Genomic DNA, 26162 nt, shown 5'->3' on the forward strand with positions numbered 1-26162 from the left:
GCTGAACACGGGGGGTATCAGGGCGGCGACACGACGTACCGTCTGCTTTGGGCTCTTTGCCGTGTGTTGACACGCCGGAGCGGCGGGGTGCGAACGTCTTCGAAAGGTCGGCGGTGCGGGAACGCACCGCGGAACCCCGAAAAGGCTAGTTCCTCGCCAAGGGGTGATTTGGGGCGATTTGCCGGATTTTTAGCCCGTCAATGGTGAATTATCATCGGCGTGCGCGCTCGGTGTCCGACACGCGACACGCCGACGTGACCTGGGGTGATGTGGATCAGAGGGGGGAGTGGGCCACGACTCAGGGAACGACCAGGACCAGAGCCTCGGCGACGAGAGCAGGGCGCTCCCCGCCCTCGATCTCCACCTCGTGCCGCAGCGTCAGCAGGAGCCCCTTGTCGGTCTCCTTGACTTCGACCAGTTCGATCCCGTCGCGGACGCGCGCACCCTCGGTCACCGGCTGCAGGAAGCGGACCTTGTTCAGGCCGTAGTTGATGCCCATCTTCGGGGCTTTCTCCAGCGTGTAGACGCGCGGTCCGAAGTAGGCGAGGAGGGAGAGGGTGAGGTAGCCGTGCGCGATCGTGCGGCCGAAGGGGCCCTCCGCGGCGCGCTCGGCGTCGACATGGATCCACTGGTGGTCGCCGGTGGCGTCGGCGAAGCGGTCGATCCGGTCCTGGGTGACGGTGAGCCAGTCGCTGTGGCCCAGGTGCTCACCCTCGGCGGCGACGAGTTCGGAGATGTCGGCGAACTTCCGCATGGTCTGCTGCGCTCCCCACGGTCGGATGGAACTACCGGTCTCGAGGACGACGGCCGGGCGCGGCCTGCGGCCGACTCTAGCGTGCACCGACCAAGCGGTATGTGACCGGGGTCATAGTTCGGGGCGGGGTCGTCGGCCATGGGTCAGTCGTCGACCGCGAGTGTGGCCGTGAGCTCGTCGAACACCACGTCGCTGCGGTAGGCACGCTCCGCCCGCGTCTCATACACGTAGATCCGCGTGAAGGTGAGCGGATGGGCGACGCCCTGCGGGACCGGGAACTCGATCTTCCGCCAACCGCTCCAGTCGATTTCCGGGCCGCGCAGCGTGTGCGTGCGCCCCTCGGCGTCGACGACCGTGAGGGCGGTCCCGGCGCCCTGCGCGTCCCCGCGCACCCGCAGACCGAACGAGAAGGCCTGCCGGTCGAGCCGGATGGGGGCGGGCGGGTGGGCGTAGGCGGCGCGCGTGCCCTGGGAGCGGGTGAAGTCGTAGGTGAGGGCGAGGCCGTCGCCCGAGTGGCCGGGTACCGGGCGTACCGACGCCTCGGCGCGTGCGGCGGAAGCCGTCCACCGCGCCGCGTCGTCGAATCCGGAGACCGGTTCGGTCACCGTGCCGAGGCGGACGGGAACGACGGTCCGCGCACCGCCGTCCGACCCGGCGACCGAGATCGCGATCTCGCCGGTGCCGCGCTCGGCCCGGGGCTCGACGCGGAAGGTCCCGTCGGCCTGGGGAGCGACGTCGACCAGCTCGGGATCGAAGTCGAGGACGGCGTCATCCGGCGCGATGGGGGCGCGGGCGCCGTCGGGAGCGACACCGGTCAGCACGAACCGGGCGGACTGCGAGGTGTCGGGGAAGGCGAGTGAGGCGGGTGCGGCCGTGATCCGCTGGGGACCGGGCAGCACCTCCAACTCGATTGTTCCGCGCATCGGTCCCCACCGTGCGGTGACCGTCGCCGTGCCCGGCGCGTCGGCGGTGTACCGGACGTCCCGGCTGCCGGAGACCGTCCCGTTCGACGCCGACCAGCGCAGACTTTCGGGGCGGGGGTAGCGGACGGGGCCGTAGGCCTCGTCGTGCGTCGTGGCGACGAGGGCGCGCCGCAGCCCGGAGAAGACGCGGTAGGGGTCGGCCTGGCGGGGAAGGGCGGAACCGCGCGGCGGTCGCGACTGGACGCGGGGGCGGATCCAGACGCCGCGCACCTTCCCGGAGCCGGGAGGGGAGAGCACGACCAGCCCGTTGGGAACCGCGCGGAAGAGTCCACCGGTGCGGTTCCGGACACCGGGCGCGGTCGCGCCGGGCTCGCGGGCCAGCAGCGTCGAGGACCCGCCGCCGTCGAGTTCGAGGGCGTCCGCGGCCCCGGCGCGCAGCATCCGCCTCGCCATCTCGCGCAGCGTCGCCCCCGGTGTTCGCGCTGTCCGGCCGTCCGCGGTCATCAGGTACATCCGGCGCCCATCGGCGGAGAATCCGATGGCGGTGCGCGGGTGGCGCGAGGCATCGTCGGGGGCGGTCACCCGCCCGTCGCGAAGGAGGACATGGCGTCCGCCCACGGCGGTATGCGGCCGGACGCCATCGGCGGTGAGGTCGTAGTCCAGCGCGACCGCGTCCCCCTCGTCGACCTGCTCCAACCGGTCGGCCGCTGTGTCCACGCCGACGAGCATGGTCGTGCCGGGACCGATGTCCCCGCTGCCGGGCTTGTCACGGACGTCGCGCACAACACCGTCGGTGATCTCCAGCTCGGTGACGCGCTCGGCGTCCCGGGTGGCGCGTTCGCGCGGGTGCTCACCCCAGTCGGAGGTGAAGGCGCCGACGCCGTCGTCGGGAATCTCGTGGCTGTTCAACCGGTCGATCCGTAACGGCCCGCTGGGCAGAGTGGCCGACCCGGTGAAGCGCACCCGCTGGATCCGCCCGGTTCCATCAGACTCAAACGTCGCGGCGTTCACATGCGTCCCCGTGGGCGACTTCAACACGCGCCCGTCACGAACAGCGGCGCCAATCGGCGCGGAGGAGAGGTTGATGTCGAAGTAGTCCCCGTTGACGGCGGCCACGGCGGTGTCATGGGGCTTCACCATCTGCGGCAGGGGAGCCGCACCGGTCACGGTCCCGCTGTCGACGTACCCGATGGTCGCGCCCCCACCATCGTCGAGATCGACGCTGAGCGTACTGAAGTGCTGTCGACGCGCGGTCGTCCCATCGGGCTCTTCGCGCACCTCGGTCGAGGTGAGCACCATCCCCGGAGCGACAGGCTGCGACCGCGACGTCTCTGCACCCAGCGCGTCCACGACATCGGCGACAGCCGCGGGCGAGAGGAGAACCAGGAGGAGGGGGATGACCAGCGCGGACAAGAACGCTCGCGCCGTGCCGAAACGGCTGGACACAGAACAACCTCCGAACGGCGGACGCCACCTGGTGTTGCGATGCCGAAGCGGAGTGTAACCATGTGTCCCCTGTGTCTAGACGAACGCCGCGCGGCCCTCAGTTGAATTTCGGCTGGTACCTGCGAACGCGTTTTCGATCCTTATCTCGTGAACTCGCCGGTAACCAGCCGGGCCGTCGGAACACTGGCCCTCATGTAACCAAGGAGGCACTATGTCTGTCATGACCATAGGAAGGTCCGAGCCGCAGCAGCGTCCGTTAACAGTAGAGGACCTGCAGCGGATGCCCGACGACGGGAGGCGGTACGAGCTGGTCGGCGGGAGGCTTGACGTGTCGCCCGCACCGGTCTCCCTGCATACCCGCATCGAAACACGGCTGTCCTATCACCTGACGGGCATTGCGCCTGACGGATACGAGGTGCAGACGGGGCCCGGGGTGAACTTTAACGCTGACCGCACTGACCACCGGATCCCCGACGTCGCCGTGTTCCGGGAGGAGGACTTCGAGGAGCCGTACTTCACCCGGCCTCCATTGTTGGCCGTGGAAGTCGTCTCTCCGGACAGCATTTTCCGGGACAACCACACGAAACGGTCCGAGTACGAGAAGTTCGGGATCGAGTCCTACTGGATCATCAACCCCCTGGCGGACAAGCCAGGACTACTCGAACTGCGACTTGTGGACGGCGCCTATCGGGAGGTCTCCCAGGTCTTCGGCATGAGCCTCTTCGAGACGGATGCCCCGTTTCCGGTGAAGTTCGTGCCGCACTGGCTTGTCGCTGACGGCGCATGGAAGACGTCCATCGGCGGCGAACACGGACCCGACTGATCCGCCACCCCGTCATTCCTCAGGCCAGGCTCGCCGCGTCGGCCGGTCGGGAGCCCTGGTGGTCGAGGGTGACCGACCGGACGGCAAGGGCACGCAGGGTGCGCGCGTCGATTTCGTGGCCCAGGCCGGGTTGGGTCAGGGGGATCGGGGTGATGCCGTCGTGGGCGCGTACCGGTGGGACCGCGACGTCGCGGGCGTGGATGCCGCCGGCTCCCGGCATTTCGCTGGGGAGGCTGATGCCCGGGAGGGAGGCGAGCGCGACGATGGCCGCGCGGCCGATTCCGGATTCACCGTCGGAGCCGCACCATACGTCCCATCCCGCGTCGGCGGCGCGGTCGTGGGCGCGGCGGGCCGGGGTGAGGCCGCCCATGCGGGCGACGCGGAGGTTGAGGGCGCCCGCGGCCTCCAGGCGGATGGCGTCGTCGAGGGTTGCCAGAGAGTCGACCGAGGTGTCCAGGGCGATGGTGGTGCGCATGTCGCGGCGGAGGCGGGCGTGCGCCGCGAGGTCGTCATCGGCGAAGGGCTGTTCGACGGCGAGCAGGCCGTACTCGTCCAGGGCGCGCAGGGCCTCCAGGTCGGCGGGGTCCTCGGTGTAGCGTCCCCGCCCTGTCACCTGCAGCACCAGGAACGGGAAGCTCTCCTGAACTGCGCGGATGGGTTCAACGTCCCAGCCGGGTTCGATCTCCAGCCGGATGCGCCGGAATCCGGAGCCGACCTGCCGGTTGACCTCCAGGACCATGGAGTCCAACGAGGGCTGGCGGTCGATGGTGACACCGGCGGTGATGGCGGTGCGTTCACCGCCGAGCGCGTGGGAGAGCGGCGTGCCGCGCTGCTTGCTCCACAGGTCCCAGCAGGCGACGTCGAGGCCGGACGCCACGGCCGGGTCGTGCGGCAGGTCCACCCAGGCCAAAGCGGCCTCGGTCGGGCGCATCCAGGAGTGTCGCAGCAGCGCGGGGGAGAAGCCGTCCACCAGCGCACGCCACCGGTCGGCGTCGACGGCCGGGATCTCGCCCCAGCCGCAGACCCCGTTGTCGTCGGTCACCCGGACCAGGGCGTGCTGGACCTGGCGTGGTCGTCTCTCCGCCGCGCGGGCCCCGGACCTGGGGTGGGCCGGCGGCAGGCGGACCAGAGTCGCGTCGATCGTCGCGACCCGAGTGACCGTTGCCGGTTCCGTGCGTGACACGCGCGCTCCGCCTCCAAAGCGTTCGGGAGTGTGCGGGGGGATGTCCCTCCACTCGAAGGTATCCCGTCTTATCGACCCCGACCACCTCGGGCTTCGGCGCCGTCCGCGGCTCACCGGCGGGTTCGCGGTTCAGCGGGTGGCGCTGAACACAACGGATGAGGGCAGCTCGGTCCGCTCGACCGCGCCGAATCGATCCCGCACCGCGGACTCGATGGCGGCGAACTCCTCCGCGGTGAGGCGGAACCGCGCCGGAACGCGGTGCCAGGTGATGACGGTACGGCCGCCCGGTCGCAGAACCCGGTGGAACTCCGCGACGCCGTCGTCGAGGCGAGGCCACATCGCCACAGTGTTCACCGACACCACAAGGTCCACCGACTCGTCGTCCATGCACGTCGAATCGGCTCCGCCGAGCCGGATACGCACGCGGCCGTCCCGCACCGCCGCCGCATTGCGCCGCTGGGCCATCCGCACCATTTCGGCGGACGGGTCGACGCCGGTCACGGTGACATTCGGGCGCGCCGCCAGCATCTCAATGAGGACGCCCGGACCGTGCCCGACCTCTAGGACGTGCGCCCCCTCGGGAACGTCGAGGATATCCATGATCTCCGCCTGCGCCCCGCGGTTGGCCCAGGCCAGGACCCATCCCGCCAGTCGGCCGACCAGGCCGCGGGGCAGAGCGAAGGGGTTGGCGCCGGGCGGTTCGCCCGTCCACAACTGCCTGTGCCTGCTGTCCGGACGTTCGGTGTCCCGACGCTCCATCCCGCTCACCATCCCGTTCGCCGGTGAACCGCCGCTGCCGCCGACCCTCGTGCCGTACCGCGCCGAAGCGGGCGCGACCGGGGTCCGATACCTGCGAACCTTCCCCGCGACCGGCGCGAGTGAACCGAGACGCACGGTGGGTGGCCTGGGAAATCCGGGACGTGTGGCGGGTGGAGAATGCGGGCGGGGGCGTGGGGAACCCGGGTTCCCCACGCCCCCGCCCGGGTGGCCTTGGCCCTTCTGCGGACCGAGGCGGCGCCGCGCCGCCTCTGCTGTCAGCCGCCGCTACGCCGAGAGCACCTCGGAGATGGTGCGGGACTTCAGGCCGTGGGCCTCGGCGACGGCGTCGTTGGTGAGGTCGCCGTCGAAGGTGTTCAGACCCAGAGCCAGGGCCGGGTCGTCGTTGAGTGCCTGCTTCCAGCCCTTGCCCGCCAGCGCGACGGTGTACCGCAGCGTGTCCTTGGTCAGCGCGTAGGTGGAGGTGTTGGGCACGGCGCCGGGCATGTTGGCGACGCAGTAGAAGACGGCGTCGTGCACCGCGAACGTCGGGTCCGCGTGCGTGGTCGGGCGGGAGTCGGCGAAGCAGCCGCCCTGGTCGATGGCGATGTCGACGAGCACCGCGCCCGGCTTCATCCGGGAGACCAGCTCGTTGGAGATGAGCTTGGGGGCCTTGGCGCCCGGGATCAGCACCGCGCCGATGACCATGTCGGACTCCAGGACCGCCTGCTCCAGTTCGAGGGAGTTGGAGGAGACGGTCTTCACACGGCCCTGGTACAGGTCGTCAGCGTGCCGCAGCTTGGCGACGTTGAGGTCGAGCAGGGTGACATCCGCGCCCATGCCCACCGCGATCTGGGTGGCGTTCATGCCGGACACACCGGCGCCGATGACGGTGACCTTGGCCGGGCGCACACCCGGGACGCCGCCCATCAGCACGCCGCGCCCGCCGTTGGGGCGCTGCAGGGTCGCGGCGCCGACCTGCGGGGCCAGCCGGCCGGCCACCTCCGACATCGGGGCGAGCAGCGGCAGCGAGCCGTCGGGCAGCTGCACGGTCTCGTAGGCGATACCGGTGACCTTGCGCTCCAGCAGCGCGTCGGTGCACTCGCGCGAGGCGGCCAGGTGCAGGTAGGTGAAGAGGGTCTGGCCCTCCCGCATCCGGTGGTGCTCCTCGGCGATGGGCTCCTTGACCTTGAGGATCAGCTCGCCTTCGCCCCAAACGTCGTCCGCGGTGTCGAGGATGCGCGCACCGGCGGCGGTGTACTCCTCGTTCTTGATGGACGAGCCGAGTCCGGCGTCGCGTTCGATGACGACCTCATGGCCACGGGTGACCAGCTCGTGGACGCCGGCCGGGGTGATGGCCACTCGGTATTCGTGGTTCTTGATCTCGCGGGGCACGCCGACGCGCACTTGGTCCTCCTAGCGTGGTCATTGCTACCCACTCACTGTGACCCCTCGAACGATGCCGAACCATCTCCAACATGGATAGCGATTCGAAGTATTGTTGACAGTGTGTAAGCCGTCGTCCCTGGGGAATCACGTGTTGACGTGCAGCGCAGGCCCACCCTGGGCATTGCGGCGCGAATTCGGTCGCTGCCGGGGGCGCGGGAAGACAGTGGTGCCCGCGACCCACGTGCGCTCCACCCGGCCGGTGAGGACGCGTCCGGCGTAGGGGCCGATGTCGGTGTCGGGAACGGTCTGCTCGGCGTCGGTGTCGAAGGCCACCAGATCCGCGTCGTAGCCGGCGGCGACCTGGCCCTTCCAGCGCATGCCCGCCACCTCCGCCGGGCCCGTGGCCGTCCACCGCACGAGGTCGTCCAGGTCGCGTCCGCGCCGCGACGCCGCCGTCCACAGCGCCGGCAGCGTCCAGGGGATCGCCGCCACCCCTGTGCCGGGGCGGTGGCCGGACCCGATCGTGCTGACCGCGGAGTCGCCGTCCGCCAGCAGCGCGCTCCACAGCGCGTTGCGGTTGGCGCCCGAGCGCAGCGGCGGTCGGCAGTGGAAGGCGGGGGAGTCGGCGGGCACCGTCTCGGCGGGCAGGCACAGGTAGTGCGGGCAGGTGTGGGCGCTCACCGCGACGCCGATGGCGCGGGCGGCGGCGAGGAGCGCCGCGCACTCGGCGGCGGTGAACGGGGAGACATGGGTGCGGGTTCCGGTCACCCGGGCCGCGGAGATGACGCGCTCCAGGCCGCGCCGCTCGGCCCGGGGCGGGCGCGGGGCGGGCAGTCCGTCGTCCGCGTGGTGCGAGCGGCCCGACGCGGCCAGCTCGCCCGCGTCTTCGGCGTGGACCAGCAGCGGGGCCTCCATCGCGGCCACTTCGGCCATGGCCTTGCGCAGCAGGGGTTCGTCCACGGCCGAGATGTCCGGCGCGCCGCCGTCCGAGAGGGAACAGTGGAACCCCGCCACCCCGGCTCCGCGGAGGTCGGCGAGGTCGGCCGGGGTGCTGCGGGGGGTGATCCCGCCGAGGAACGCCACGTTCACCTCGGCTCCGGCCGAGGCCGTCATGTGGGTCTTGAGGGCGGAGACACCCGTGATGGCGGGGCGGCCCGGCGCCGGGGTGACAACGATGCTGGTCACGCCGGCACGCACGGCGGCCGCGCTGGTGTTCTGGTACCCCTCGCGCAGTGGCTGGCCGGGCGCCTGGACGGCGACGTCGAGGTCGACGCACCCCGGGAGCAGCGCGGCCGCGCCCAGGTCGATCTCGTTCCGGGCGTCGGTGACGGAGGCGTCATAGGCCAGCAGCGCGGCGATGCGCCCGCTGCTGATGCCGACAGCCGCCGCCTCGACCCCGTCGGGGGTGACCACGCGGCGCGAGCGGATGACGGTGTCGATCTGGGGCATTGGGATCCCCTCCGTAGTTCGGTGGCCCAGTCGCGGAAAGGTGCCGAAAGCGCGGAAATTGTCGCTATACGGTTTTCGATTCGAGAGAATGGTGGGGGCAGGGTGGGAGACGAGAGAGGAGCCACCGATTGGTGGACGTCGTGATCGGATCAGTGGTGGCGGGCGCGTTCGCCCCGATGTTCGTCGTTGTCCTAAGATCAATGCGATGGCCTGCGAGACCCGTATTCCTCCCGGAGTAATCCACGGGATCGCCGGAGATTTCCGACGCGGACCCTGATTATGGCCGTAATGGTGCGTCGCGCGGGGAGAAAACCGGATATTCGTGGAGGGCGCGCGGAGAAAAGGTCGATACCCGCGCCCAGTCGCGCAGCGAAGCGGTGGAGCATCGGGGCGTGTGGGCCGACAGGGGCGACAGGTGAGCGGGCCTGTTCCGGTGCATCAGCGCGCAAGACGGGTATGTCCGACACGTTGTAGTAGTACGCGTAACCTAGGTCGAGGTGGTGTCCGTGCTGGAACTCGGAGGTCTCATCGCCGCTCACGCCGCCGCGGGGCTCGTCTCGTGGATGTGGAGCGGCATCGGCCTGCTGGTCGGCGCGGCCCTCGCGGTGGCGGTCCTGCGCCACAACACGAGCAAACAGCAATCCCGACCACGACGGAGTGGCACGCGTGGCTCCCCCTGGCGCACAACAGACCAGTAGTTCCCAGAGCACGGGCCTTCGGCGGAACAACGGCACCGACACGGCGCTCATCATCGCCGTCGCGGCCGTCGCCGCCTGCCTGATCGCTCTCCTCCTCGCCCTGGCCGCCGGGGGTGCGGTGACCGCCCAGGTGATCCCCGGCCTGCCCGATCCCGGAGCGCTCACGCGGTGGGGACTGCCCCTCTCCAAGATCACGATGGACCTCGCCGCGGCGCTCACGGTGGGGCTGCTCCTCCTGGCGGTGTTCCTGTTCCCCTCCGCCAAGGGGATGTTGGGCGAGCAGGCGCAGGGGTATGTACGGGCCGCTTCCTGGGCCGCTCTCACCTGGGCGGCGGCGGCCGGGGCGACGCTCGTCTTCCAGCTCTCCGACCTGCTGGGGCTGCCGCCCGGTGAGGTCCTCGGCGACGAGCTGACCAGCTACGCGGGGTCGATCCCGCAGGGCATCGGCCTGATGTTCGTCATCCTGCTCGCCACGGCCGTGGCGCTGTTCGGCCGCACCGTCCTCTCGGCCACCGGAACCTTCGCCCTGGTCGCGGCCGCCCTCGCCGCCGTGGTCCCGCCCGCGCTGACCGGGCACTCGGCCTCGGCCGGCTCCCACGAGCTGGCGATCAGCGGCCTGGCCGTGCACGTCCTCGCCATCTCGGTGTGGGTCGGCGGGCTCGCCGCGGTGACCTTCCACGGGCTGCGCACCAACGGCGAGAACGTGTCCACGGCCGTCACCCGCTTCAGCCGCATGGCGCTGTGGGCCTACGTCGGCGTCGCCATCGGCGGCCTGGCCAGCGCGATCAGTCGGCTCTACGGCGTGATGGAGCTGTTCACCACCGCCTACGGGCTGATCATCCTGACCAAGATCGCCCTGTTCGTCGTGCTCGGCGGTATCGGGTGGTGGCACCGCCGCTCGATCGTGCCGAAGATCGCCGAGAACAGTGGGCGCACGCTGTTCGCCCGGCTCGCCGGGGTCGAGATCGCCGTCATGGCCGCGGTGATGGGGCTGTCGGTCGCGCTCAGCCGGACCGCTCCGCCCCCGCCGCTGGAGTCCGAGGTCGACCCGGTCTTCGCTCTGCTCGGCTTCCCCATGCCGCCGCCAATGAGCCTGAACTCGCTGCTCACCCTCTGGCGCCCCGACCTGTTCTTCATCCTGGTCGTGGTGGTTCTGGGCGGGCTGTACGCGGCCGGAGTCGTCCGGCTGCGGCGGCGGGGCGACGCCTGGCCGTGGGCGCGCAGCGTCGCCTGGGCCGCGGGGCTGCTGACCATCGTCGCGACGCTGCTCACCGGTGTCGGCACCTACGCCATGGTGCTGTTCAGCACGCACATGATCCAGCACATGGTGCTGTCCATGCTGACCCCGATCCTGCTGGTGCTCGGCGCACCGGTGACGCTCGCGCTGCGCGCGCTGAAGCCCGCCGAGCGGCGCGGGGACCGAGGGCCGCGCGAGTGGCTCAGCCTGTTCCTGCAGAGCGGCTACTCGAAGGTCGTCACGCATCCCGCGGTGGCCACGTCCATCTTCGTGATCAGCCCCTACGCGCTCTACTTCACCCCGTTGTTCCCGCAGCTCATGAGCGACCACATGGGTCACATGTTCATGAACGTGCACTTCCTGCTGGCGGGCTTCCTCTTCTACTGGATCGTCGTCGGTGTGGACCCGGCCCCGCGCAAGCTGCCCTACCTGCTGCGCTTCGTCCTCCTGCTGCTGACCATGGGCATGCACGCGTTCTTCGGTATCTCGATCATGATGCAGTCGGAGCCGCTCGCGATGGACTACTACGGCCAGTTCGAGGTCCCGTGGAGCGACGGGAACAGCGACGATCAGTACATGGGTGGCGGGATCGCCTGGGCGGTCGGGGAGATCCCCACACTGCTGGTGACCATGGCCCTGATGAGGCAGTGGGCGCGCGACGAGGAGCGCACCGAGCGTCGGCGGGAACGGCACAGCAAGCGCGACGGTTCCGACGACGCCGACATGGACGAATACAACGCCTACCTGCAGCGACTCAACGAGCGCGCGAAAGGCCAGGGCTAACGTCTCGGGCGAAAGCCACGGAAAACGACAGAAAAGACCACCGGCCCTTCCTCGGTGACCGAACGAGTGCAAGAGCGCTCTGCCGGAAGCAGAAATCCCTCGCTCAGGGCGAACCCCACTGGTGAGGGGCCGGTGGATCCGATTGGGTGCACCCCATGAGGAATTTTCGATTCGGTGTGAATTTCGGCCGCCTGAACGTCGACGACTGGGCGGATTTCTGCCGTTCCAGCGAGGAACTGGGCTTCGATACCGTCCTGGCCCCCGACCATCTCGGGGCGGCATCCCCCTTCGCGATGCTGGCGACGGCCGCCGCGGTCACCACGCGGGTTCGGGTCGGCACGCTCGTCGTCAACAACGAGTTCTGGAACCCGTCCATGCTCGCCCGCGAGGCCGCCACGGTGGACCGCCTCTCGGGCGGACGGCTGGAGCTCGGCCTGGGGTGCGGCCACATGAAGTCGGAGTTCGACGCCGCGGGGATCGCGTGGCGGCCGCACGCCGAGCGTGTCGAGCGGCTCGAACAGAGCATCGCGCGGCTGAACCGGCTCTTCGCGCCGGACGGTGGCCAGGAACCGCTGCCCCGGCAGTCGCCCCGCCCGCCACTCCTGATCGGCGCACACGGCCGGCGCACGCTCGCACTGGCGGCCCGCCACGCCGACATCGTCGGTTACGGGGGCCTCACCCAGGTGAGAGGCGCGAAGATGGGCACGTTCGAAGTGGCGGACGCGGAGGAGACGCGGCGGCGTGTCGAGTTCGTCGCCGAGCAGGCCGGGGCGCGCGCCGATGCGATCGAATCCAACGTGCTCATCCAGGCGGTGCGCATCACCGACGACGCGGAGCGCACCGCGGCCGTGATCGCCCGGGAGTTCGCCGCGCCCGGACTCGACACCGCCGCAGCGGTCCTGGACAGTCCCTTCGTGCTCGTGGGCACGGCCGAGGAGATCGCGCGGGAGATCATCGCCAACCGCGAGCGGTTCGGCTTCAGCTACATCGCGACCCACGGCCCCTACCGGGACGCCCTCGCCGAGGTCATCCCCCTCGTGCGCGACCTCGCCGGGGAGCCTGGGGCGGCCGCGCGGTCTTAGCGCGCCGCCGCAGGTCAGCCAGCCAGAATCCCCACACCGGCGCCGACCAGGCCGAGCACGGCGCAGACCAGCAGACCGCCGCCGAGCAGGGCGGGGGAGAGGCGTGTCCCCGCGGCCAGCTCCTCCCCGCGCCCGGCGGCGGCCCGCCGCGCGACGAGGGGCAGGAAGGCGATGTTGACCGCGCAGATGACCAGCGCGACTCCGAACGCGACGAGGAACACCGGACCGAATCCGGTGCCGGGGGCGGTGCTCCGCAGGTTCACCGCCGCGAGCGCCGGAACGGCGATGAGCACGACCAGGGATATCGCCCCGAACACGGTCTGCGGCCCGCGCCCTTGGCCCCGACCGCCGAGGACCAGCAGCAGGCCGATGAGGGCCGCCATGATGACGGCGCCGACGATTCCGAACACAGCGATGTTGACCAGCGAATTCACCCCGACATTCTGTCACTGTCGGCGGGCCGCCCCGAACGGAACGGGAGTGAACTCGATCCCGCTGAGCCGCCCTACGCGCTCGCGGTCCATCAACACCAGCGACACCGACCCCGGCGCCACCGCAGCCGGGCGCTCCGCCAACGCGGTGAGCAACCGCCCCCACCGCCGGGCGTGCGCCCGATGACTGCGCGCGCTCACCCACCGGCCCCGCGCCTTCTGCCCGCGCAGCGCCTCGTCCGGCGAGACGTCGATCAACAGCAGGTGCACCCCGATCCCCAACGTCCGGCAGTACCACCCCAACAACCGACGGATCGGCCCCCGGGTCCCCGCCTCGTGCACGATCACCGGATCCCCGGCGCGCAGGGCCAGCACGAGGCGTAGATAGTGCAGCAGGTGCACCACCCACCGCCACGCGGGGTACGGCACCCAGCACAACCACGGCGTGAGGCGGTTCCGCGACTGCTGCGAGTCGATGATCCGCACCCCGTCGTCCGTGAGCACCGTGTCGGCCTCGCTGCCGTCCAACCCGTAGAGCCGGTTGAGCAACGTACTCTTCCCCGCTCCGGGCACGCCCCCGAGCAGCACGAGCGAACGCGCGGGATAGCGGAGCGACCCGACGGGACGGACACCGCTCGGCTCAACGGTCGGCATGGGGATCGACATCTGCGGGCCGGTGGGCGCTGGGGTGGTGGTCATGCGGTAGTTGTTCACACTTCGCATAGGACCGCAATAAAGACCACTTGAGAAGTGGGTGAGGACAAATGATGATCCTGATCCCTGGAGAGCTCGGTCCTCGCCCCTAATCCTGTCCGCTCCTGGTGCTGATTTTCACCTAAGAACACCGGGGGAGCGAACCGGGCCGACCCGGCAGGCCCCCCGGTCCCCATCCCTTCCAGGGCAGATCAACTAACCGGTCTGCTCCAGGCGGGATCCCGTGGCTGACTTGATCACCCTCAGCCGGGTGGTGATCCGGGTGCGCAGGTCGGCGACGTGGCTGACGACACCGACGGCTCGGCCGCCGTCGCGGAGGGAGTCGAGGACCTCGAGGACCTCCTCCAGGGTTTCCTCGTCCAGGCTGCCGAACCCCTCGTCGACGAAGAGGGTGTCGATGTCGGTGCCGCCCGCCTCTTCTCCGGCCACATCCCCTAGGCCGAGTGCGAGCGCCAGGGAGGTGATGAAGGTTTCGCCGCCCGACAGGGTCGCCGGGTCGCGGTCTTGGCCGGTCCAGGCGTCGAGGACGCGGAGGCCGAGGCCGCCCCCCGAGCGCGAGAGGTCGCCTGCGGACTTGTCGATGGTGTGGCGGAGTTCGTAGCGGCTGCTCGACATGGTGGCCAATCGGTCGTTGGCCGCGGCCACCACCCGTTCCAGTCGGGCCGCCAGCACGTAGGCCGACAGCCGGACGTTCTCGCGGTTGTCCTGGGAGGTCCCCGCTGCCAGTCGGGCGAGGCCGTCGGCTACGGCGTGGCGGTGGCGGGCCGGGCGGGAGCCCGACAGGCCGGTGTCGAGTTCGGTGCGGAGGTCGGCCAGGCGCTCGGCGCGGTGCGTGAGGCGGTCGCGCCAGGTCAGGGTGTGCTCGGCGGACTGTTCGGCGGCGTCGAGCGCCGCCTGGAGCCCCGCCAGGTCCGGAGCGGGGGCCGCGGCGGCCTGGGCCAAGGCCGGGTCGGCCAGCGCCGCGCGGACAGCCGCGCGTTCGTCGTCATAGGCCCGCGCGCGTTCGCGCAGGGTACGGAGGGCCTCGGGGGTGCGGTCCGCCGCCCACACCTGATCGGCCGAGGCGAAACCGGCCTCGGTCAGGCCGCGCACCGTCTCCTTCTCGGCGCCGCGGAGTTCCTCCAGGGCCGTGGAGCGCTGCCGCAGCGCCTCGGCCGCCGCCGCCAGCAGGTCGGCCTCGCTGTTCAGGCGGGCGATGCGGCTCGGCAGGTCGGGGTCGGTGCCGACCGCCGCCGCGAGCCGTTCGGTGAGCCGCGCGGCTTCCTCGGCCCGTGCGGTGCGCCGCTCGGCGAGTTCCGCCAGTTCGCGGGAGAGTTCGCTCTCCCGCGTGCGCGCCTTGTCCAGCGCGGCGTCGATCTCCGCCAGGCGCTCGGTCATCCGGGTCACCTGGGTCGCCGCGGCGTCGAGTTCGTCCAGCGCGCGCTTCCGGGCCGCCACCAGCTCGGCGGCGTCCTCTTCGGTGAGGCCGCCAGCGTTCGCCTCGGCCGCGGTGCGTCGTTCGGTCAGGACGGTGACCGCGTTCTCCGCCTGCGTGCGCCGCTCGCGCGCGGCCTGTTCGGCCTGCTGGGCGTGTTCCTCGTCCTCCGGCGTCGGCCGTGCGGCAGCGCCGACGGCCGGTTCCGGGTGTTCCCGCGACCCGCACACCGGGCACGGCCGGTCCGGCCCGAGCCCTCCGGCCAGCTCGGCCGCCATGCCTTCGATCCGCAGGCGGCGCACGTCCAACAGCGCATCGCGCGCGGCCTGCGCCGCGTCGACGGCCTCGATCCGCTGCTGCTCGGCCGCTGTCAGCTCGGCGCGCAGCCGCACGCAGTTCCGCGCCGCCTCCCGTCGCTGTCGGGCGAGGTCGAGCGCGTCGACGGCGGCCTCGCGCGATCCCGTCCGCTCCTGTGCCTGGGCCAGCTCCGCGGCCAGCGCGGCGCGCTGCTCGGGCAGTTCACCGGCTCGCTTCTGGCACTGGTCGAGTTCCCGCTGGGCGGCCTCGACGCGGGAGTCCAGCGTCGCGACCTCCCGTTCCAGGGCGACGCGGCGGTCGGCGTCGCCGCGCAGCTGCTCCAGCTGGGCGATCTCGTCGCGGCGGGCGCGTTCAGCGGTGTGCAGGGGGGTGATGGTGTGCTCGCGGGACTCCGCATCGCTCGAACGTGCCGAGTCGACCGGAACGAGGCTGCTGACCAGGGCGAGGCGTTCGGACGCGGTCAGCTCGGCCTTGTCCAGCTGGGTGCGGCGGTACTCCTCGGTGCGCAGCAGCTGCACCACGGTCGCCGCGCGCCCGGCGTCGGCGAGCTCGGTGTCGAGGGCCTGGCGCTCGTCGGCGCGTTCGGCGAGAGCGGCCTCCTTACGCAGTGCCTCCCTGTGTCGCTGTTGCCGCTCCTCCAGGTCACGCGCTTCCTGTACAGCGGTGCGGGCGCGGTCGCGCTCCGCCGCGGCGTCGGCGGCCACCCGTCCGGCGTCGTCGGCGGTCGCGGCGGTGACCAGGGCGAGCTCGGTGGCCCACGGCACGAGCGCGTCCAGGTCAGCGCGCCTACCGGTCGTCCCACGCCCATGCCCCGGCCTGCCCGTGGCGGCCGCGTCCGGTCGGGGCGCGCGCCCAACCTCGACGATGAGGTCGGCGACCCGGCTCACAGCGGACTCCGCGGTGTCCGCCGTTCGCCCGCGATCACGCGCCTCATCGATCAGCCAGTCCTCCACCTGAGTGAAGACGCCCGTGTTGAACAGGCGCTCCAGCGACACCCGACGGTCTTTGGCGTCGGCGCGCAGGAAGTTGGCGAACTCGCCCTGGGGAAGCAGCACCATCTGGCAGAACTGCTTCACAGTGAGGCCGAGTATGTCGCTGATGATCTGCCCGGCCTCGTCCGGCCGGTTGGTCAGCCCGTGTGATTCGCCGTCGACGAATTCGATGACGGTGGCGCTGGCTTTCTCCTCGGTGGTTCCAGTCCCGCGTTTTTTCGGCCGCCTCCAAGCGGGGGAGCGGGTGATGCGCAGATGCCGACCGCGGATGGTCGCCTCCAGGCTGACCTCGGGTTTGAGTCCGGGCGGCGCGTGGTTGCTCCGCAGGGAGCGCGCCGCCTGGCGGGCACCCGGCACCTGCCCATAGAGCGCGAACGTCACCGCGTCCAGGACGGACGTCTTCCCCGCGCCGGTGGGACCGTGGATGAGGAACAGGCCGCCGTCGCCGAGCCGGTCGAAGTCGACGGTCTCGCTCCCTGCGAACGGGCCGAACGCCTGGACGGTCAGGGTGTGCAACCGCATCAGTTCGCCGCCTCCCGAGCGCGGATTTCTTCGAAGGCGCGCTCGACCAACGCCCGTTCCTCATCCGTGGCGGGCGCGCCGCGTGCCCAGTCGACGAAGTCGAGAACCAGGTCGGGCTCGGAGCGGTCGGCGATCCGCCGCGCCCAGGTGCGGTCGTCCTCGGGGCGTCCGCCCTCCGGAGCGAACTCCAGCTGCAGGGTGTGTGGGAAGCGTTCGCGCAGCCGGTCCATGGGGAAGGCGGGGCGCGCCGGGTCGGTGAGCGTGACCTGGAGCCAGTGCTCGGTGTAGTGCTCCCACCGGGGCGCGGAGAGCAGGTCGTCGATCCGCCCGCTGATGCGTGCGATAGGGCGCGGCACCGGCGCCTCGGCGAACTCGTAGGAGACCGGGCCGGTGGCGTCCAGCTCCACGATCCAGTAGCCCTTGAGGTGGTGCTCCTCGGAGAAGGAGTAGGCGAGCGGCGATCCGCAGTAGCGCACGGTCTCGGTCATGCGCTGGCGGCCGTGGAGGTGGCCCAGGGCAACGTAGTCGACGCCGTCGTAGATCGACGCGGGTACGTGCGAGGCGCCGCCGACCGAGATGTCGCGCTCACTGTCGGAGGGGGCGCCGCCGCTGACGAACGCGTGCGACAGCACCACCGAGCGCGTGCCTATGGGACGGGTGGCCAGGTCGGCGCGGATCAGCTCCATGGCGCGGCCGATGGCGGCCGGGTGTCCGCGCTCCTCCAGGTGCCAGTGGTGTCGGGCGATCTCCGGCTCCAGGTAGGGGATGCCGTAGAAGGCGACCGGGCCGTGCGCGCCGCTGTGCTCGTCGTCGACCAGCACGGGCTCACCGATGCTCTCCAGCGAGCTGCGCAGGTGGATGCCGGAGGCGTCGATGAGCTCGGTGGCGTAGTCCAGCCGCGCCATCGAGTCGTGGTTCCCGCTGATCAGGACGGCGCGCGCCCCGGTGTCGCGGATGCGGCGCAGCGCCTCGCCGAACAGGCGCACGGCGTCCACCGAGGGCAGCGCGCGGTCGTAGAGGTCGCCGGAGACCACGACGACGTCGATGCGCTCGCTGCGGACCGTCGCGACGAGGTGGTCGACGAACGCCGCCTGGGCGTCGATCAGGTTCTCCCGGTGGAAGGACCGCCCCAGGTGCCAGTCGGAGGTGTGCAAGAGCCGCATGGTCCGCGAGACTACCGAAGGTGCTCCTGTGACCGCAGGAGAAGCGTGGCGGTCAGGCCTTCTTGCGGGCCAGCGTGAGGCCGTCGCCGATGGGCAGCATCACGAGTTCCACGCGGGAGTCGGCCAGGGCGTGGTCGTTGAAGTCGCGGATGCCCTGGACGCTGGCGTCGGTGATGGACGGGTCGACGACGCGGCCGTGCGAGAAGGTGTTGTCGACCAGCAGCGCCCCGCCGGGCCGGATGCGCGGCACGAGCTCGTCCCAGTAGCCGACGTAGCCCTCCTTGTCGGCGTCGATGAAGGCCAGGTCGAACATGGGGCCGGCGGGCAGCGAGCGCAGCGTGTCCAGGGCTGGGGCCAGCTTGAGCGTCACCTTGGAGGCGATCCCCGCCCTCTGCCAGTAGCGGCGCGCCACCGAGGTCCACTCCTCGCTGATGTCGCAGGCCAGCACGGTGCCGTCAGCGGGCAGTCCGCGCGCCAGGCAGATCGAGGAGTAGCCGGTGAAGGTGCCGACCTCCACCGCGTCGTGGGCGCCCATGAGGCGGGCCAGCAGGGTCATGAACGTGCCCTGCTCGGGTCCGATCTGCATGACGAGGCTGTCCGGGAACAGCCGCGCCGTCTCTTCGGCGAGCTCCCCGAGGACGTCGTCGACCGGCGCGCTGTGCGCCACCAGGTACTCGTACAGTTCCGGGGTGAGGGACTCGGTGGCTCGTGTCACGTGGGCCCACTTTCCAGCGGATCGCGGTGGGGTGTGCTCAACGCGATCACCCTAGCCTGCCCCCGTCACACAGGTCACGACTTGGGCAGCAGTTCGGGCCAGTCGAAGAGGTAGAACGAGTAGAGGACGACCGCCATCGTCAGCATGGGCGTGACGATCTTGCGCTCGACCGGACCGTCGGTCTTGAAGCCGACGTCCTGGCCGACGCGGTACTTGCTGAAGGGCCACATCAGCGGGACGCCCATGTGGGTGATGATGTCCCCGATGAAGTGGAGCAGGCAGCCGAACGCCACCGCGACGCCCATCCAGGAGTAGTCGGTCCCGGCCGTGAACAGCGCCAGTGTGATCCCGGCCGTGCCAAGCGCGTTGATGATCCCGGCGGCCGCCCGGTTCTTGTCCATGCCGAAGCCGAGGCCCTGCAGCGCGATGCCGACGAGCAGGAAGACGAAGATCTGCACGGCCATCTCCGACCACAGCGCCAGCGCCTGCGTCATCGCCCCCATGAGGAGGGCGAACAGCAGTGAGTGCGTGCCGTTGCGGTGCCCGCCGAACACCCAGTTGAGGAGCGCGCCGATGGTCTCGGTGAAGAACCCGTAGGTCTTGGTGATGGTCGCGCTCTTGTGGTCGAGATCGGGCAGGAGCGCCGCGCCCGCGCAGACCAGAGATCCCGCGATGATCTCGCCGGGGCCGAGGTCGAACCGTACGCCGTAGAACTCCAGTCCCTGGACAACGGGAACGATCGCCATCCAACCGACCACGCCGCTCAGTGCGTGAGAGTGCCCCATCATGGCGGGAACCCTAGCGATAGAGCGGTTTTCTGGCGAATTACCGGGTAGTGTCACTCCGCTGTGCGACCGTCACGGAGACCGGTCGGCGTCACCTCGTGTACCGGACCCCGAACGTGTCTCGCGCCGCGGCGGGCAACCCGTCCGGTGAGATGTCGTCGATGGGGGGCCACCGGGACTGTCGTGACGGTTGTGGCAGGGTACCCCTGCTCGATATCGCGATTGTGAAGGTTGTGTGACCGCGCCGGAGTAGCTCGTTGACGCTTTTCTGTACACGCTGGTAGACAACCAACATCCCGACGATGAGATCACCCTCGCTCCTCACGTCCGCACAAAGGGGTAGGCACGCACATGGTCGCTCGGCAGCAACAACCCAGACCACGCTCTCCCGGACGAACGGCCCCGTCCCGCTGGGTGGGCCTCCTGGCCGCTGCGGGCGCCCTCGTCATCGGGGCGCTCCCGGCCGCCGCGCCCAGCGCTGCCGCCGCCGAGACCACGGGCGACGACGACACGATGACCATCGCGGTCTCCCAGCCGGTCGACTCGCTGAGCCCCTTCGTGGCGCAGCGGCTCATCAGCACCAACATCCTGCGGCTGAGCTACGACTTCCTCACCAACTACGACGCCGAGACCAACGAGACGATCCCCGGGCTCGCGGAGTCGTGGGAGACCTCTGAGGACGGCCTCACCTGGACCTTCAAGATCCGCGACGACGTGACGTGGAGCGACGGCGAGCCGCTGACCGCCGAGGACATCGCCTGGACGTACACCACGATCATGGAGGACGAGGCGGCGGCCAAGGCCAACGGCAACTTCGTCGCCAACTTCGAGAGCGCTGAGGCGCCCGACCCCACCACACTCAAGATCACGCTCTCCGAGCGGCAGGCGACCATGCTCGCCCTGGACATCCCCATCGTGCCCAAGCACGTCTGGGAGAAGGTCGACGACTTCGGCACCTTCAACAACGACAAGGACTTCCCGGTCGTCGGCAGCGGGCCGTTCACCATCACCGGCTACCGGCCCAACCAGTCCGTCACGCTCGAGGCCAACACGGACTACTGGCGCGGCGCCCCCGAGTTCGAAAAGCTCGTCTTCCGCTTCATCCCGGAGAAGGACGCCCAGGTCGAGGCGCTCCGCTCCGGCGAGGTCGATCTCATCAGCGGCCTCACCCCGGCGCAGGCCGACGCGCTGCAGGGCGAGGAGAACATCACCGTCAACACCGCGAGCGGAAAGCGGTTCCAGGCCTTCACCATCAACCCCGGCGCCCGCACCCAGGACGGCGAGGAGTTCGGCGACGGCCACCCGGCGCTCAAGGACAAGACCCTGCGCCAGGCCATCATGCGCGCCATCGACAAGGACGAGATCGTCCAGAAGGTCTACGGCGGCTACGCCGAGCCCGCCGGCGGCTACATCCCGGCCCGCTACGAGCGCTACGCCTGGTCCCCCGAGGGCGATGAGCGCCTCGACTTCGACGTCGACGCCGCCAACAAGATGCTCGACGACGCCGGGTACGCGATGGGCGACGACGGGGTCCGGGTCTCACCCGACGGCGACCGCCTCAAGCTGCGCATGCACGTCCACAACAACCGCCCCGACTACGTGAGCATGGGTCGGCTCATGCAGGAGCGGCTCGCGGACATCGGCATCGAGGTCGACAACCGGACCGTCGACCCCGGCGTGCTCAGCGACGCCCTGCACAACGGCAAGTACGACCTCATCTTCACCGGCTGGAGCGTCAACCCCGACCCCGACTACGTGCTCGGCATCCACACCTGCGACGCGCTGCCCGAGACGCCCGGCACCATGCGCGGCGACGCCTACTTCTGCGACAGGAAGTACGACGAGCTGTACGACAAGCAGCTCGCCGAGGACAGCGACCCCGAGAAGCGCGCCGAGTACGTCAAGCAGATGCAGGCGGTCCTGTACGACGAGGCCGTGGTCAACACGCTGACCTACTCCAACCTGCTGGAGGCCTACCGCTCCGATGTGATCGGCTCGATCCAGGTCCAGCCCGACCCCGGCGGCAACATCTGGGGCCAGGACGGGCACTGGTCGTTCTCGATGGCCACGCCCGCCGCGGCGGGCAGCGGCGGCACGGGCCTGTCCGCCGGCGTGATGGCCGGAATCGCGGCCGCGGTCGTGCTCGGCGTGGCGGCCGGGGGCTTCTTCCTCTGGCGCCGCTCGGCCACGGCTGAGGATCGAGAGTGACGCGGTGATGGGTTCTCCCAGCACGCCAGCCGCCGGGGACACCCCGGCGGCCCCCGCACGGTCCGGCGTCCCAGCCTCGGGCGGCGGTACCCGGAGCGGACCGGGCGACGGCGCCGCCACCGGCACCGCCGGTGGGCCGGACGCCCGACGCGGCATCGACCGGCCCCGCACGCTCCGGCTGCTGCGCTACGTCAGCGGGCGCCTGCTCACCGCGGCGGTGTCGCTGTTCGCCGTGGTCGTCACCAGCTTCTTCCTGTTCCGCATCCTGCCGGGCGACCCGGTCCGCGCGCTCACCCAGGACCGGGCCGTCACCGTTGAGCAGATGGAGGCCATGCGCCGCGAGTTCGGCCTGGACCAGCCGCTGTGGCAGCAGTTCATCGACTACTGCCTCGGCATGCTCCGGTTCGACTTCGGTGTCTCCTACCAGTACCGCGTGCCCGTCACCGACCTCCTCCTCGACCGGCTCGGGCCCACGGTCCTGCTGGCCGGGACCGGGACCCTGATCGCCGCCGTTATCGGACTGGCCCTGGGAACCGGCTCGGCGTGGCGGCGCGGCTCGGTGATGGACCGCGCCAACACCGGCGTCGCGCTGACCCTGTGGTCGGTGCCGTCCTTCTGGCTCGGCCTGCTGCTGATCGTGGCGCTGTCCTCGGGCGCCGGGCTCTTCCCCACCAGCGGCATGATGAGTCCGGGCGTCACCGGAACGTTCAACGCGGCCGTGGACGTCGCCCACCACATGGTGCTGCCGCTGGCCACCATGGTCGCGGTCGTCTACGCCCAGTACATGATGGTCATGCGCTCGTCGCTGCTGGACGAGATGGGCTCGGACTACCTCACCACCGCCCGGGCCAAGGGGCTGCGCGACGCCCTGGTGCTGCGCCGGCACGCCGTGCCCAACGCGCTCCTGCCCACCGTCACCCTCATCTTCCTGGAACTCGGCCGGGTTCTGGGCGGCGTCATCCTGGTGGAGACCGTGTTCGCCTGGCCTGGTCTGGGCTCGCTGTTCTACTCCGGGCTCAAAGTGCCCGACCTGCCGATCGTGCAGGCCCTGTTCGTCGTCTTCGCCGGTGCGGTGATCATCATGAACCTCCTGGCCGACCTGGTGTACCCGCTGCTCGACCCCCGGGTGCGCTCATGAGCCGCCGGACGCTGGTCTGGGAGCGGCGCCGACGCGCGTTCGCCGAGTTCCGGCGCGAGTACGCCCGCAACCGCGCCGGTATGTTCGGCCTGGCCGGGCTGGTGTTCATCGGCCTGGTCGCGCTGGCCGCCCCGCTGTTCATCGACGGCGCCCACCTCACCGCCACGGGCGCCCCCGGCGGGCGCTTCGAACCGCCCAGCCTCACCTACCCGCTGGGCACCGACGCCTTCGGCCGCTCCGTCCTCGACCTGGTGGTCTGGGGCGCGCGGATCTCGCTCACCGTCGGGTTCCTGGCCACGTTCGTCTCGGTGTCGCTGGGCACCCTCATCGGCATCACCGCCGGGCACTTCGGCGGCTGGTCGTCCAACGTGCTGATGCGCATCACCGACTGGTTCCTGGTGCTGCCCACCCTGGTCATGGCGGTGGCGCTGGCCGCCGTCATGGAGCGCAGCACGCTGACCATCATCATCGCCATCGGCGTGACCGCCTGGCCGACCCCGGCGCGCCTGGTGCGCGCGCAGACGCTGGCGGTGGAGGCGCGCCCCTACATCGAGCGGGCCCGGGCGCTGGGCGGCGGCCACGTCCACATCATGCTCCGGCACGTGCTGCCCAACGTCATGCCGGTCGTGCTGGCCCAGACCACGCTGCTCGTGTCGAGCTCCATCATCATGGAGTCCACGCTCGCCTTCCTCGGGCTGGGCGACCCCGGGATCATCTCCTGGGGCGGCATCCTGCAGGAGGCGCGCACCGCGGGCGCGATCAGCTCCGGCATGTGGTGGTACATCGTTCCGCCCGGCGTGGCCATCGCCCTGGTCGCGCTGGCCTTCACCCTGTGCGGGCGGGCGCTGGAGGCCGTGTTCAACCCCAGGCTTCGGGAGCGCCGGTGAATCACGTCGACGGCACACCGCGCGAGGGCACGCCCCCGCGCACCGACTACCTGCAGGTCAACGACCTGCACGTCACCTACCGCACCGCCGGAGGCGAGATTCCGGCGGTGCGCGGGGCCTCCTTCTCGCTGGCGCCCGGCAGCAAGCTCGGGGTCGCCGGGGAGTCGGGCTGCGGCAAGTCCACCATCGCCCTGGCGCTGCTCCGCCTGCTGCCCAAGACGGCCCGCGTCACCGGCGAGGTCCTGCTCGACGGCGAGGACGTCCTCACCATGCGGTGGGGGCGGCTGCGCGCCGTCCGCTGGGCCGGGGCGTCCATCGTCTTCCAGGGAGCCATGCACTCCCTCAACGCCGTGCAGCGCATCGGTGACCAGATCGCCGAGCCGATCCTGCTGCACGGGTCCGGCGTCACGCCGGCCGAGCTGAAGCGGCGCATCGGCGCACTTCTGGAGCAGGTCGGCCTGCCGCCCGCGCGCGCCCGCGCCTACCCGCACGAGCTGTCCGGCGGGCAGCGCCAGCGCGTCATGATCGCCATGGCGCTGGCCTGCGAGCCGCGGCTGATCATCGCCGACGAGCCCACGACGGCGCTGGACGTGATGATCCAGGCGCAGATCCTGCGGCTCATCGACTCGCTGGTCGGCGACTCGGGCATCAGCATGCTGATGATCAGCCACGACCTGTCGGTGCTCGCCGACACCTGCGACCGGCTCGCGGTCATGTACGCCGGCCGGATCGTCGAGGAGGGGCCCGCCCACCAGGTGTTCGCGGACGCCCGCCACCCCTACAGCGCCGCGCTCAGCGCCGCCTTCCCGCGGGTCGGCGACCCGTCGTCGCGGCGCAACCCCCACGGCCTGGCCGGGGACCCGCCCGACCCGGCCGATCTGCCGGGAGGGTGCGCCTTCCGGCCGCGCTGCCCGGTCGCCCAGGACCGTTGCGCGTCGGTGGACCCCGTCCTGTGGCCGGTCGGCCCCGACCGCGCTGCCGCCTGTGTGCGGGTGCTGTCCGACGACGCCGCGCGCGCCGCCGGAGTTCCGCTGGAGCCCGACGCCTTCTCGGGGGAGGTGTCCCCTGCCCGGCCCGCGGATGCCCCGACCGAGAACGCCCAGCCCGAGGAGACGCGATGACCGCCCGTCTGGACGCCACCCCCGCCGAGGGTCCCGACCCCCGGCCGGGAGCCGAGGCCGCGGGCGCCGCCCCCACGGCGGACCCACTGCTGAGCTGCTCCGACCTGCACGTCACCTTCAAGGGCCGCGGCAGCCGGGCCACCGCCCGCGCCGTGGACGGCGTGGACCTGAACCTGCGGGCGGGCGAGATCGTCGCCCTGGTCGGGGAGTCGGGGTGCGGCAAGACCACGCTCGCCCGCACCCTGCTCGGCCTGGAGAAGCCGACCTCGGGGCGGGTCGACTTCGAGGGGAAGCGGCTGGGGTACTCGACCCGCGCGCTCAAGGCCTACCGGCGCCGTGTCCAGCTGGTTCTGCAGGACCCCAGCGGGTCGCTCAACCCCCGGCACACCGTCTACGACGCGGTCGCCGAGGGCCTGCGTATCCACGAGGGCGCCACGGCCGATGAGAGCGAGCGCGTGGCCGAGGCGCTCTCGCGCGCCGGGCTGCGCCCGCCCGAGCGGTTCTTCCTGCGCTACCCGCACGAGCTGTCCGGCGGGCAGCGCCAACGGGTGGTGATCGCGGGCGCTCTGGTCCTGCGGCCGGAGGTCATCGTGGCCGACGAGCCGGTGGCCTCGCTGGACGCCTCGGTGCGCGGCGAGATCCTCGGCCTGCTGCTGCGCCTTCGCGACGATCTGGGCCTGACCGCGCTGGTCGTCACCCACGACCTCGGCCTGGCCTGGAACATCGCCGACCGGGTGGCCGTGATGTACCTGGGCCGGGTGGTCGAGGTCGGAACCGTCGAGGAGGTGCTGTCCGCGCCCCGCCACCCCTACACGCAGGCGCTGCTGTCCGTGCTGCCCGAGGCCGATGTGGACGAGCCGGTGGTGCTCGCCGGAGAGCCGCCGGACCCGACCATGATCCCCGGCGGCTGCCGCTTCCACGCCCGCTGCCAGGTTCTCGCCTCGGGTGAGGCGGAGCGGGCCGGGGTGGCCGACCGCTGCCGGACCGAGGACCCCGGCGTCCTCCGCGGCGACGGAGACGGCGCCACCCAGGTCGCCTGCCACTGGGCGCGTCGGCGAGACCGCACGGAGACCTCCGCCTCGGCGTAGACCGAGCCGAATCCAGTGACATACCCGACACAGCGCGCAGCCGAAGCGGGCGCACCCGACCCCGACGGGGAGGGGCCGACACCGACTCCGAGAGCCCACAAGTCCCGTCACGCCGCACAATCGGCACGCGGCGCACCCCCGTT

The 26162-nt window shown here is 71.0% G+C and carries 21 protein-coding genes; 9 read left to right on the plus strand and 12 right to left on the minus strand.

The features are described from left to right. Window positions 1–298: 298 nt before the first annotated feature. On the minus strand, window positions 299–754 hold the full coding sequence (locus CDO52_RS10965; RefSeq protein WP_017617208.1) for a MaoC family dehydratase: 456 nt from the start codon (window positions 752–754) through the stop codon (window positions 299–301). A gap of 143 nt (window positions 755–897) precedes the next feature. Further along, window positions 898–3123, minus strand: a complete 2226-nt coding sequence (locus CDO52_RS10970) for a phosphodiester glycosidase family protein (RefSeq protein WP_094932364.1) — start codon at window positions 3121–3123, stop codon at window positions 898–900. 211 nt (window positions 3124–3334) lie between these two features. Here CDO52_RS10970 and CDO52_RS10975 point away from each other — a divergent pair, with 211 nt between their 5' ends. After that, window positions 3335–3946 carry a Uma2 family endonuclease gene (locus tag CDO52_RS10975; RefSeq protein WP_017617207.1) on the plus strand — a complete coding sequence of 204 codons (612 nt, stop codon included), beginning with the start codon at window positions 3335–3337 and terminating at the stop codon, window positions 3944–3946. 19 nt (window positions 3947–3965) lie between these two features. Here CDO52_RS10975 and CDO52_RS10980 read toward each other — a convergent pair whose 3' ends face one another. From CDO52_RS10980 to CDO52_RS10995, 4 genes are all read right to left on the minus strand, one after another. Beyond that, complete coding sequence (locus CDO52_RS10980) at window positions 3966–5129, minus strand: enolase C-terminal domain-like protein (protein WP_017617206.1); 1164 nt, start codon at window positions 5127–5129, stop codon at window positions 3966–3968. A gap of 129 nt (window positions 5130–5258) precedes the next feature. After that, complete coding sequence (locus tag CDO52_RS10985; protein WP_152471500.1) at window positions 5259–5888, minus strand: class I SAM-dependent methyltransferase; 630 nt, start codon at window positions 5886–5888, stop codon at window positions 5259–5261. A gap of 285 nt (window positions 5889–6173) precedes the next feature. Then, entirely contained in the window at window positions 6174–7292 is a 1119-nt protein-coding gene (gene ald / locus CDO52_RS10990) for an alanine dehydrogenase (protein WP_094932365.1), read from the minus strand. Between the two features lie 126 nt (window positions 7293–7418). Beyond that, entirely contained in the window at window positions 7419–8723 is a 1305-nt protein-coding gene (locus CDO52_RS10995) for an amidohydrolase family protein (RefSeq protein WP_017617203.1), read from the minus strand. 506 nt (window positions 8724–9229) lie between these two features. Here CDO52_RS10995 and CDO52_RS27375 point away from each other — a divergent pair. From CDO52_RS27375 to CDO52_RS11005, 3 genes are all read left to right on the plus strand, one after another. Further along, window positions 9230–9421: a hypothetical protein gene (locus CDO52_RS27375; RefSeq protein ID WP_152471499.1), complete on the plus strand. Its 192-nt coding sequence runs from the start codon at window positions 9230–9232 to the stop codon at window positions 9419–9421. Further along, entirely contained in the window at window positions 9390–11441 is a 2052-nt protein-coding gene (locus tag CDO52_RS11000) for a bifunctional copper resistance protein CopD/cytochrome c oxidase assembly protein (protein WP_017617202.1), read from the plus strand. Before CDO52_RS27375 ends, CDO52_RS11000 begins: the two co-directional genes overlap by 32 nt. 176 nt (window positions 11442–11617) lie before the next feature. Further along, entirely contained in the window at window positions 11618–12523 is a 906-nt protein-coding gene (locus CDO52_RS11005; RefSeq protein ID WP_017617201.1) for a TIGR03621 family F420-dependent LLM class oxidoreductase, read from the plus strand. 14 nt (window positions 12524–12537) lie between these two features. On the opposite strand, the gene CDO52_RS11010 is transcribed toward CDO52_RS11005, so the two are convergent. The 6 genes from CDO52_RS11010 to CDO52_RS11035 form a co-directional block, all read right to left on the minus strand. Continuing rightward, window positions 12538–12957 (minus strand): hypothetical protein, encoded by a 420-nt coding sequence (locus tag CDO52_RS11010; RefSeq protein WP_017617200.1) that lies wholly within the window; start codon window positions 12955–12957, stop codon window positions 12538–12540. A gap of 12 nt (window positions 12958–12969) precedes the next feature. Then, window positions 12970–13653, minus strand: coding sequence for an AAA family ATPase (locus tag CDO52_RS11015; RefSeq protein ID WP_017617199.1), 684 nt, complete (start codon window positions 13651–13653; stop codon window positions 12970–12972). Window positions 13654–13863: 210 nt separating this feature from the next. Continuing rightward, entirely contained in the window at window positions 13864–16914 is a 3051-nt protein-coding gene (locus CDO52_RS11020) for an AAA family ATPase (RefSeq protein ID WP_094932366.1), read from the minus strand. Continuing rightward, window positions 16914–18077 carry an exonuclease SbcCD subunit D gene (locus CDO52_RS11025; protein WP_017617197.1) on the minus strand — a complete coding sequence of 388 codons (1164 nt, stop codon included), beginning with the start codon at window positions 18075–18077 and terminating at the stop codon, window positions 16914–16916. The genes CDO52_RS11020 and CDO52_RS11025 overlap by 1 nt, the downstream gene beginning before the upstream one ends. A 52-nt stretch (window positions 18078–18129) precedes the next feature. Beyond that, window positions 18130–18792 carry an O-methyltransferase gene (locus tag CDO52_RS11030; protein ID WP_017617196.1) on the minus strand — a complete coding sequence of 221 codons (663 nt, stop codon included), beginning with the start codon at window positions 18790–18792 and terminating at the stop codon, window positions 18130–18132. Between the two features lie 74 nt (window positions 18793–18866). After that, window positions 18867–19580, minus strand: a complete 714-nt coding sequence (locus CDO52_RS11035) for a metal-dependent hydrolase (protein WP_026125499.1) — start codon at window positions 19578–19580, stop codon at window positions 18867–18869. A gap of 348 nt (window positions 19581–19928) precedes the next feature. On the opposite strand from CDO52_RS11035, the gene CDO52_RS11040 reads away from it, so the two are divergent. From CDO52_RS11040 to CDO52_RS11060, 5 genes are read left to right on the plus strand one after another with little or no spacing between them, the layout of a single operon-like run. Beyond that, entirely contained in the window at window positions 19929–21785 is a 1857-nt protein-coding gene (locus CDO52_RS11040) for an ABC transporter substrate-binding protein (RefSeq protein ID WP_094932367.1), read from the plus strand. 7 nt (window positions 21786–21792) lie between these two features. Beyond that, window positions 21793–22923 (plus strand): ABC transporter permease subunit, encoded by a 1131-nt coding sequence (locus tag CDO52_RS11045; RefSeq protein ID WP_017617194.1) that lies wholly within the window; start codon window positions 21793–21795, stop codon window positions 22921–22923. Then, window positions 22920–23810 carry an ABC transporter permease gene (locus CDO52_RS11050; protein WP_017617193.1) on the plus strand — a complete coding sequence of 297 codons (891 nt, stop codon included), beginning with the start codon at window positions 22920–22922 and terminating at the stop codon, window positions 23808–23810. Before CDO52_RS11045 ends, CDO52_RS11050 begins: the two co-directional genes overlap by 4 nt. Further along, the gene (locus tag CDO52_RS11055; protein WP_017617192.1) at window positions 23807–24931 is read left to right on the plus strand and encodes an ABC transporter ATP-binding protein; all 1125 of its coding nucleotides are present in this window, start codon (window positions 23807–23809) and stop codon (window positions 24929–24931) included. Before CDO52_RS11050 ends, CDO52_RS11055 begins: the two co-directional genes overlap by 4 nt. Then, window positions 24928–26019 carry an oligopeptide/dipeptide ABC transporter ATP-binding protein gene (locus CDO52_RS11060; RefSeq protein WP_094932368.1) on the plus strand — a complete coding sequence of 364 codons (1092 nt, stop codon included), beginning with the start codon at window positions 24928–24930 and terminating at the stop codon, window positions 26017–26019. The genes CDO52_RS11055 and CDO52_RS11060 overlap by 4 nt, the downstream gene beginning before the upstream one ends. The last annotated feature ends 143 nt before the right edge of the window (window positions 26020–26162 follow it).

This window comes from Nocardiopsis gilva YIM 90087 (assembly GCF_002263495.1).
Lineage (GTDB): Bacteria > Actinomycetota > Actinomycetes > Streptosporangiales > Streptosporangiaceae > Nocardiopsis_C > Nocardiopsis_C gilva.

What these genes read in the sequence shown, in the direction of transcription:
- CDO52_RS10965 (WP_017617208.1), bottom strand. Translation starts at nt 754, where the DNA reads ATGCGGAAGTTCGCCGACATCTCCGAACTCGTCGCCGCCGAGGGTGAG.
- CDO52_RS10975 (WP_017617207.1), top strand. Translation starts at nt 3,335, where the DNA reads ATGTCTGTCATGACCATAGGAAGGTCCGAGCCGCAGCAGCGTCCGTTA.
- CDO52_RS10985 (WP_152471500.1), bottom strand. Translation starts at nt 5,888, where the DNA reads ATGGAGCGTCGGGACACCGAACGTCCGGACAGCAGGCACAGGCAGTTG.
- CDO52_RS10995 (WP_017617203.1), bottom strand. Translation starts at nt 8,723, where the DNA reads ATGCCCCAGATCGACACCGTCATCCGCTCGCGCCGCGTGGTCACCCCC.
- CDO52_RS11015 (WP_017617199.1), bottom strand. Translation starts at nt 13,653, where the DNA reads ATGACCACCACCCCAGCGCCCACCGGCCCGCAGATGTCGATCCCCATG.
- CDO52_RS11020 (WP_094932366.1), bottom strand. Translation starts at nt 16,914, where the DNA reads ATGCGGTTGCACACCCTGACCGTCCAGGCGTTCGGCCCGTTCGCAGGG.
- CDO52_RS11025 (WP_017617197.1), bottom strand. Translation starts at nt 18,077, where the DNA reads ATGCGGCTCTTGCACACCTCCGACTGGCACCTGGGGCGGTCCTTCCAC.
- CDO52_RS11035 (WP_026125499.1), bottom strand. Translation starts at nt 19,580, where the DNA reads ATGATGGGGCACTCTCACGCACTGAGCGGCGTGGTCGGTTGGATGGCG.
- CDO52_RS11040 (WP_094932367.1), top strand. Translation starts at nt 19,929, where the DNA reads ATGGTCGCTCGGCAGCAACAACCCAGACCACGCTCTCCCGGACGAACG.
- CDO52_RS11045 (WP_017617194.1), top strand. Translation starts at nt 21,793, where the DNA reads ATGGGTTCTCCCAGCACGCCAGCCGCCGGGGACACCCCGGCGGCCCCC.
- CDO52_RS11050 (WP_017617193.1), top strand. Translation starts at nt 22,920, where the DNA reads ATGAGCCGCCGGACGCTGGTCTGGGAGCGGCGCCGACGCGCGTTCGCC.
- CDO52_RS11060 (WP_094932368.1), top strand. Translation starts at nt 24,928, where the DNA reads ATGACCGCCCGTCTGGACGCCACCCCCGCCGAGGGTCCCGACCCCCGG.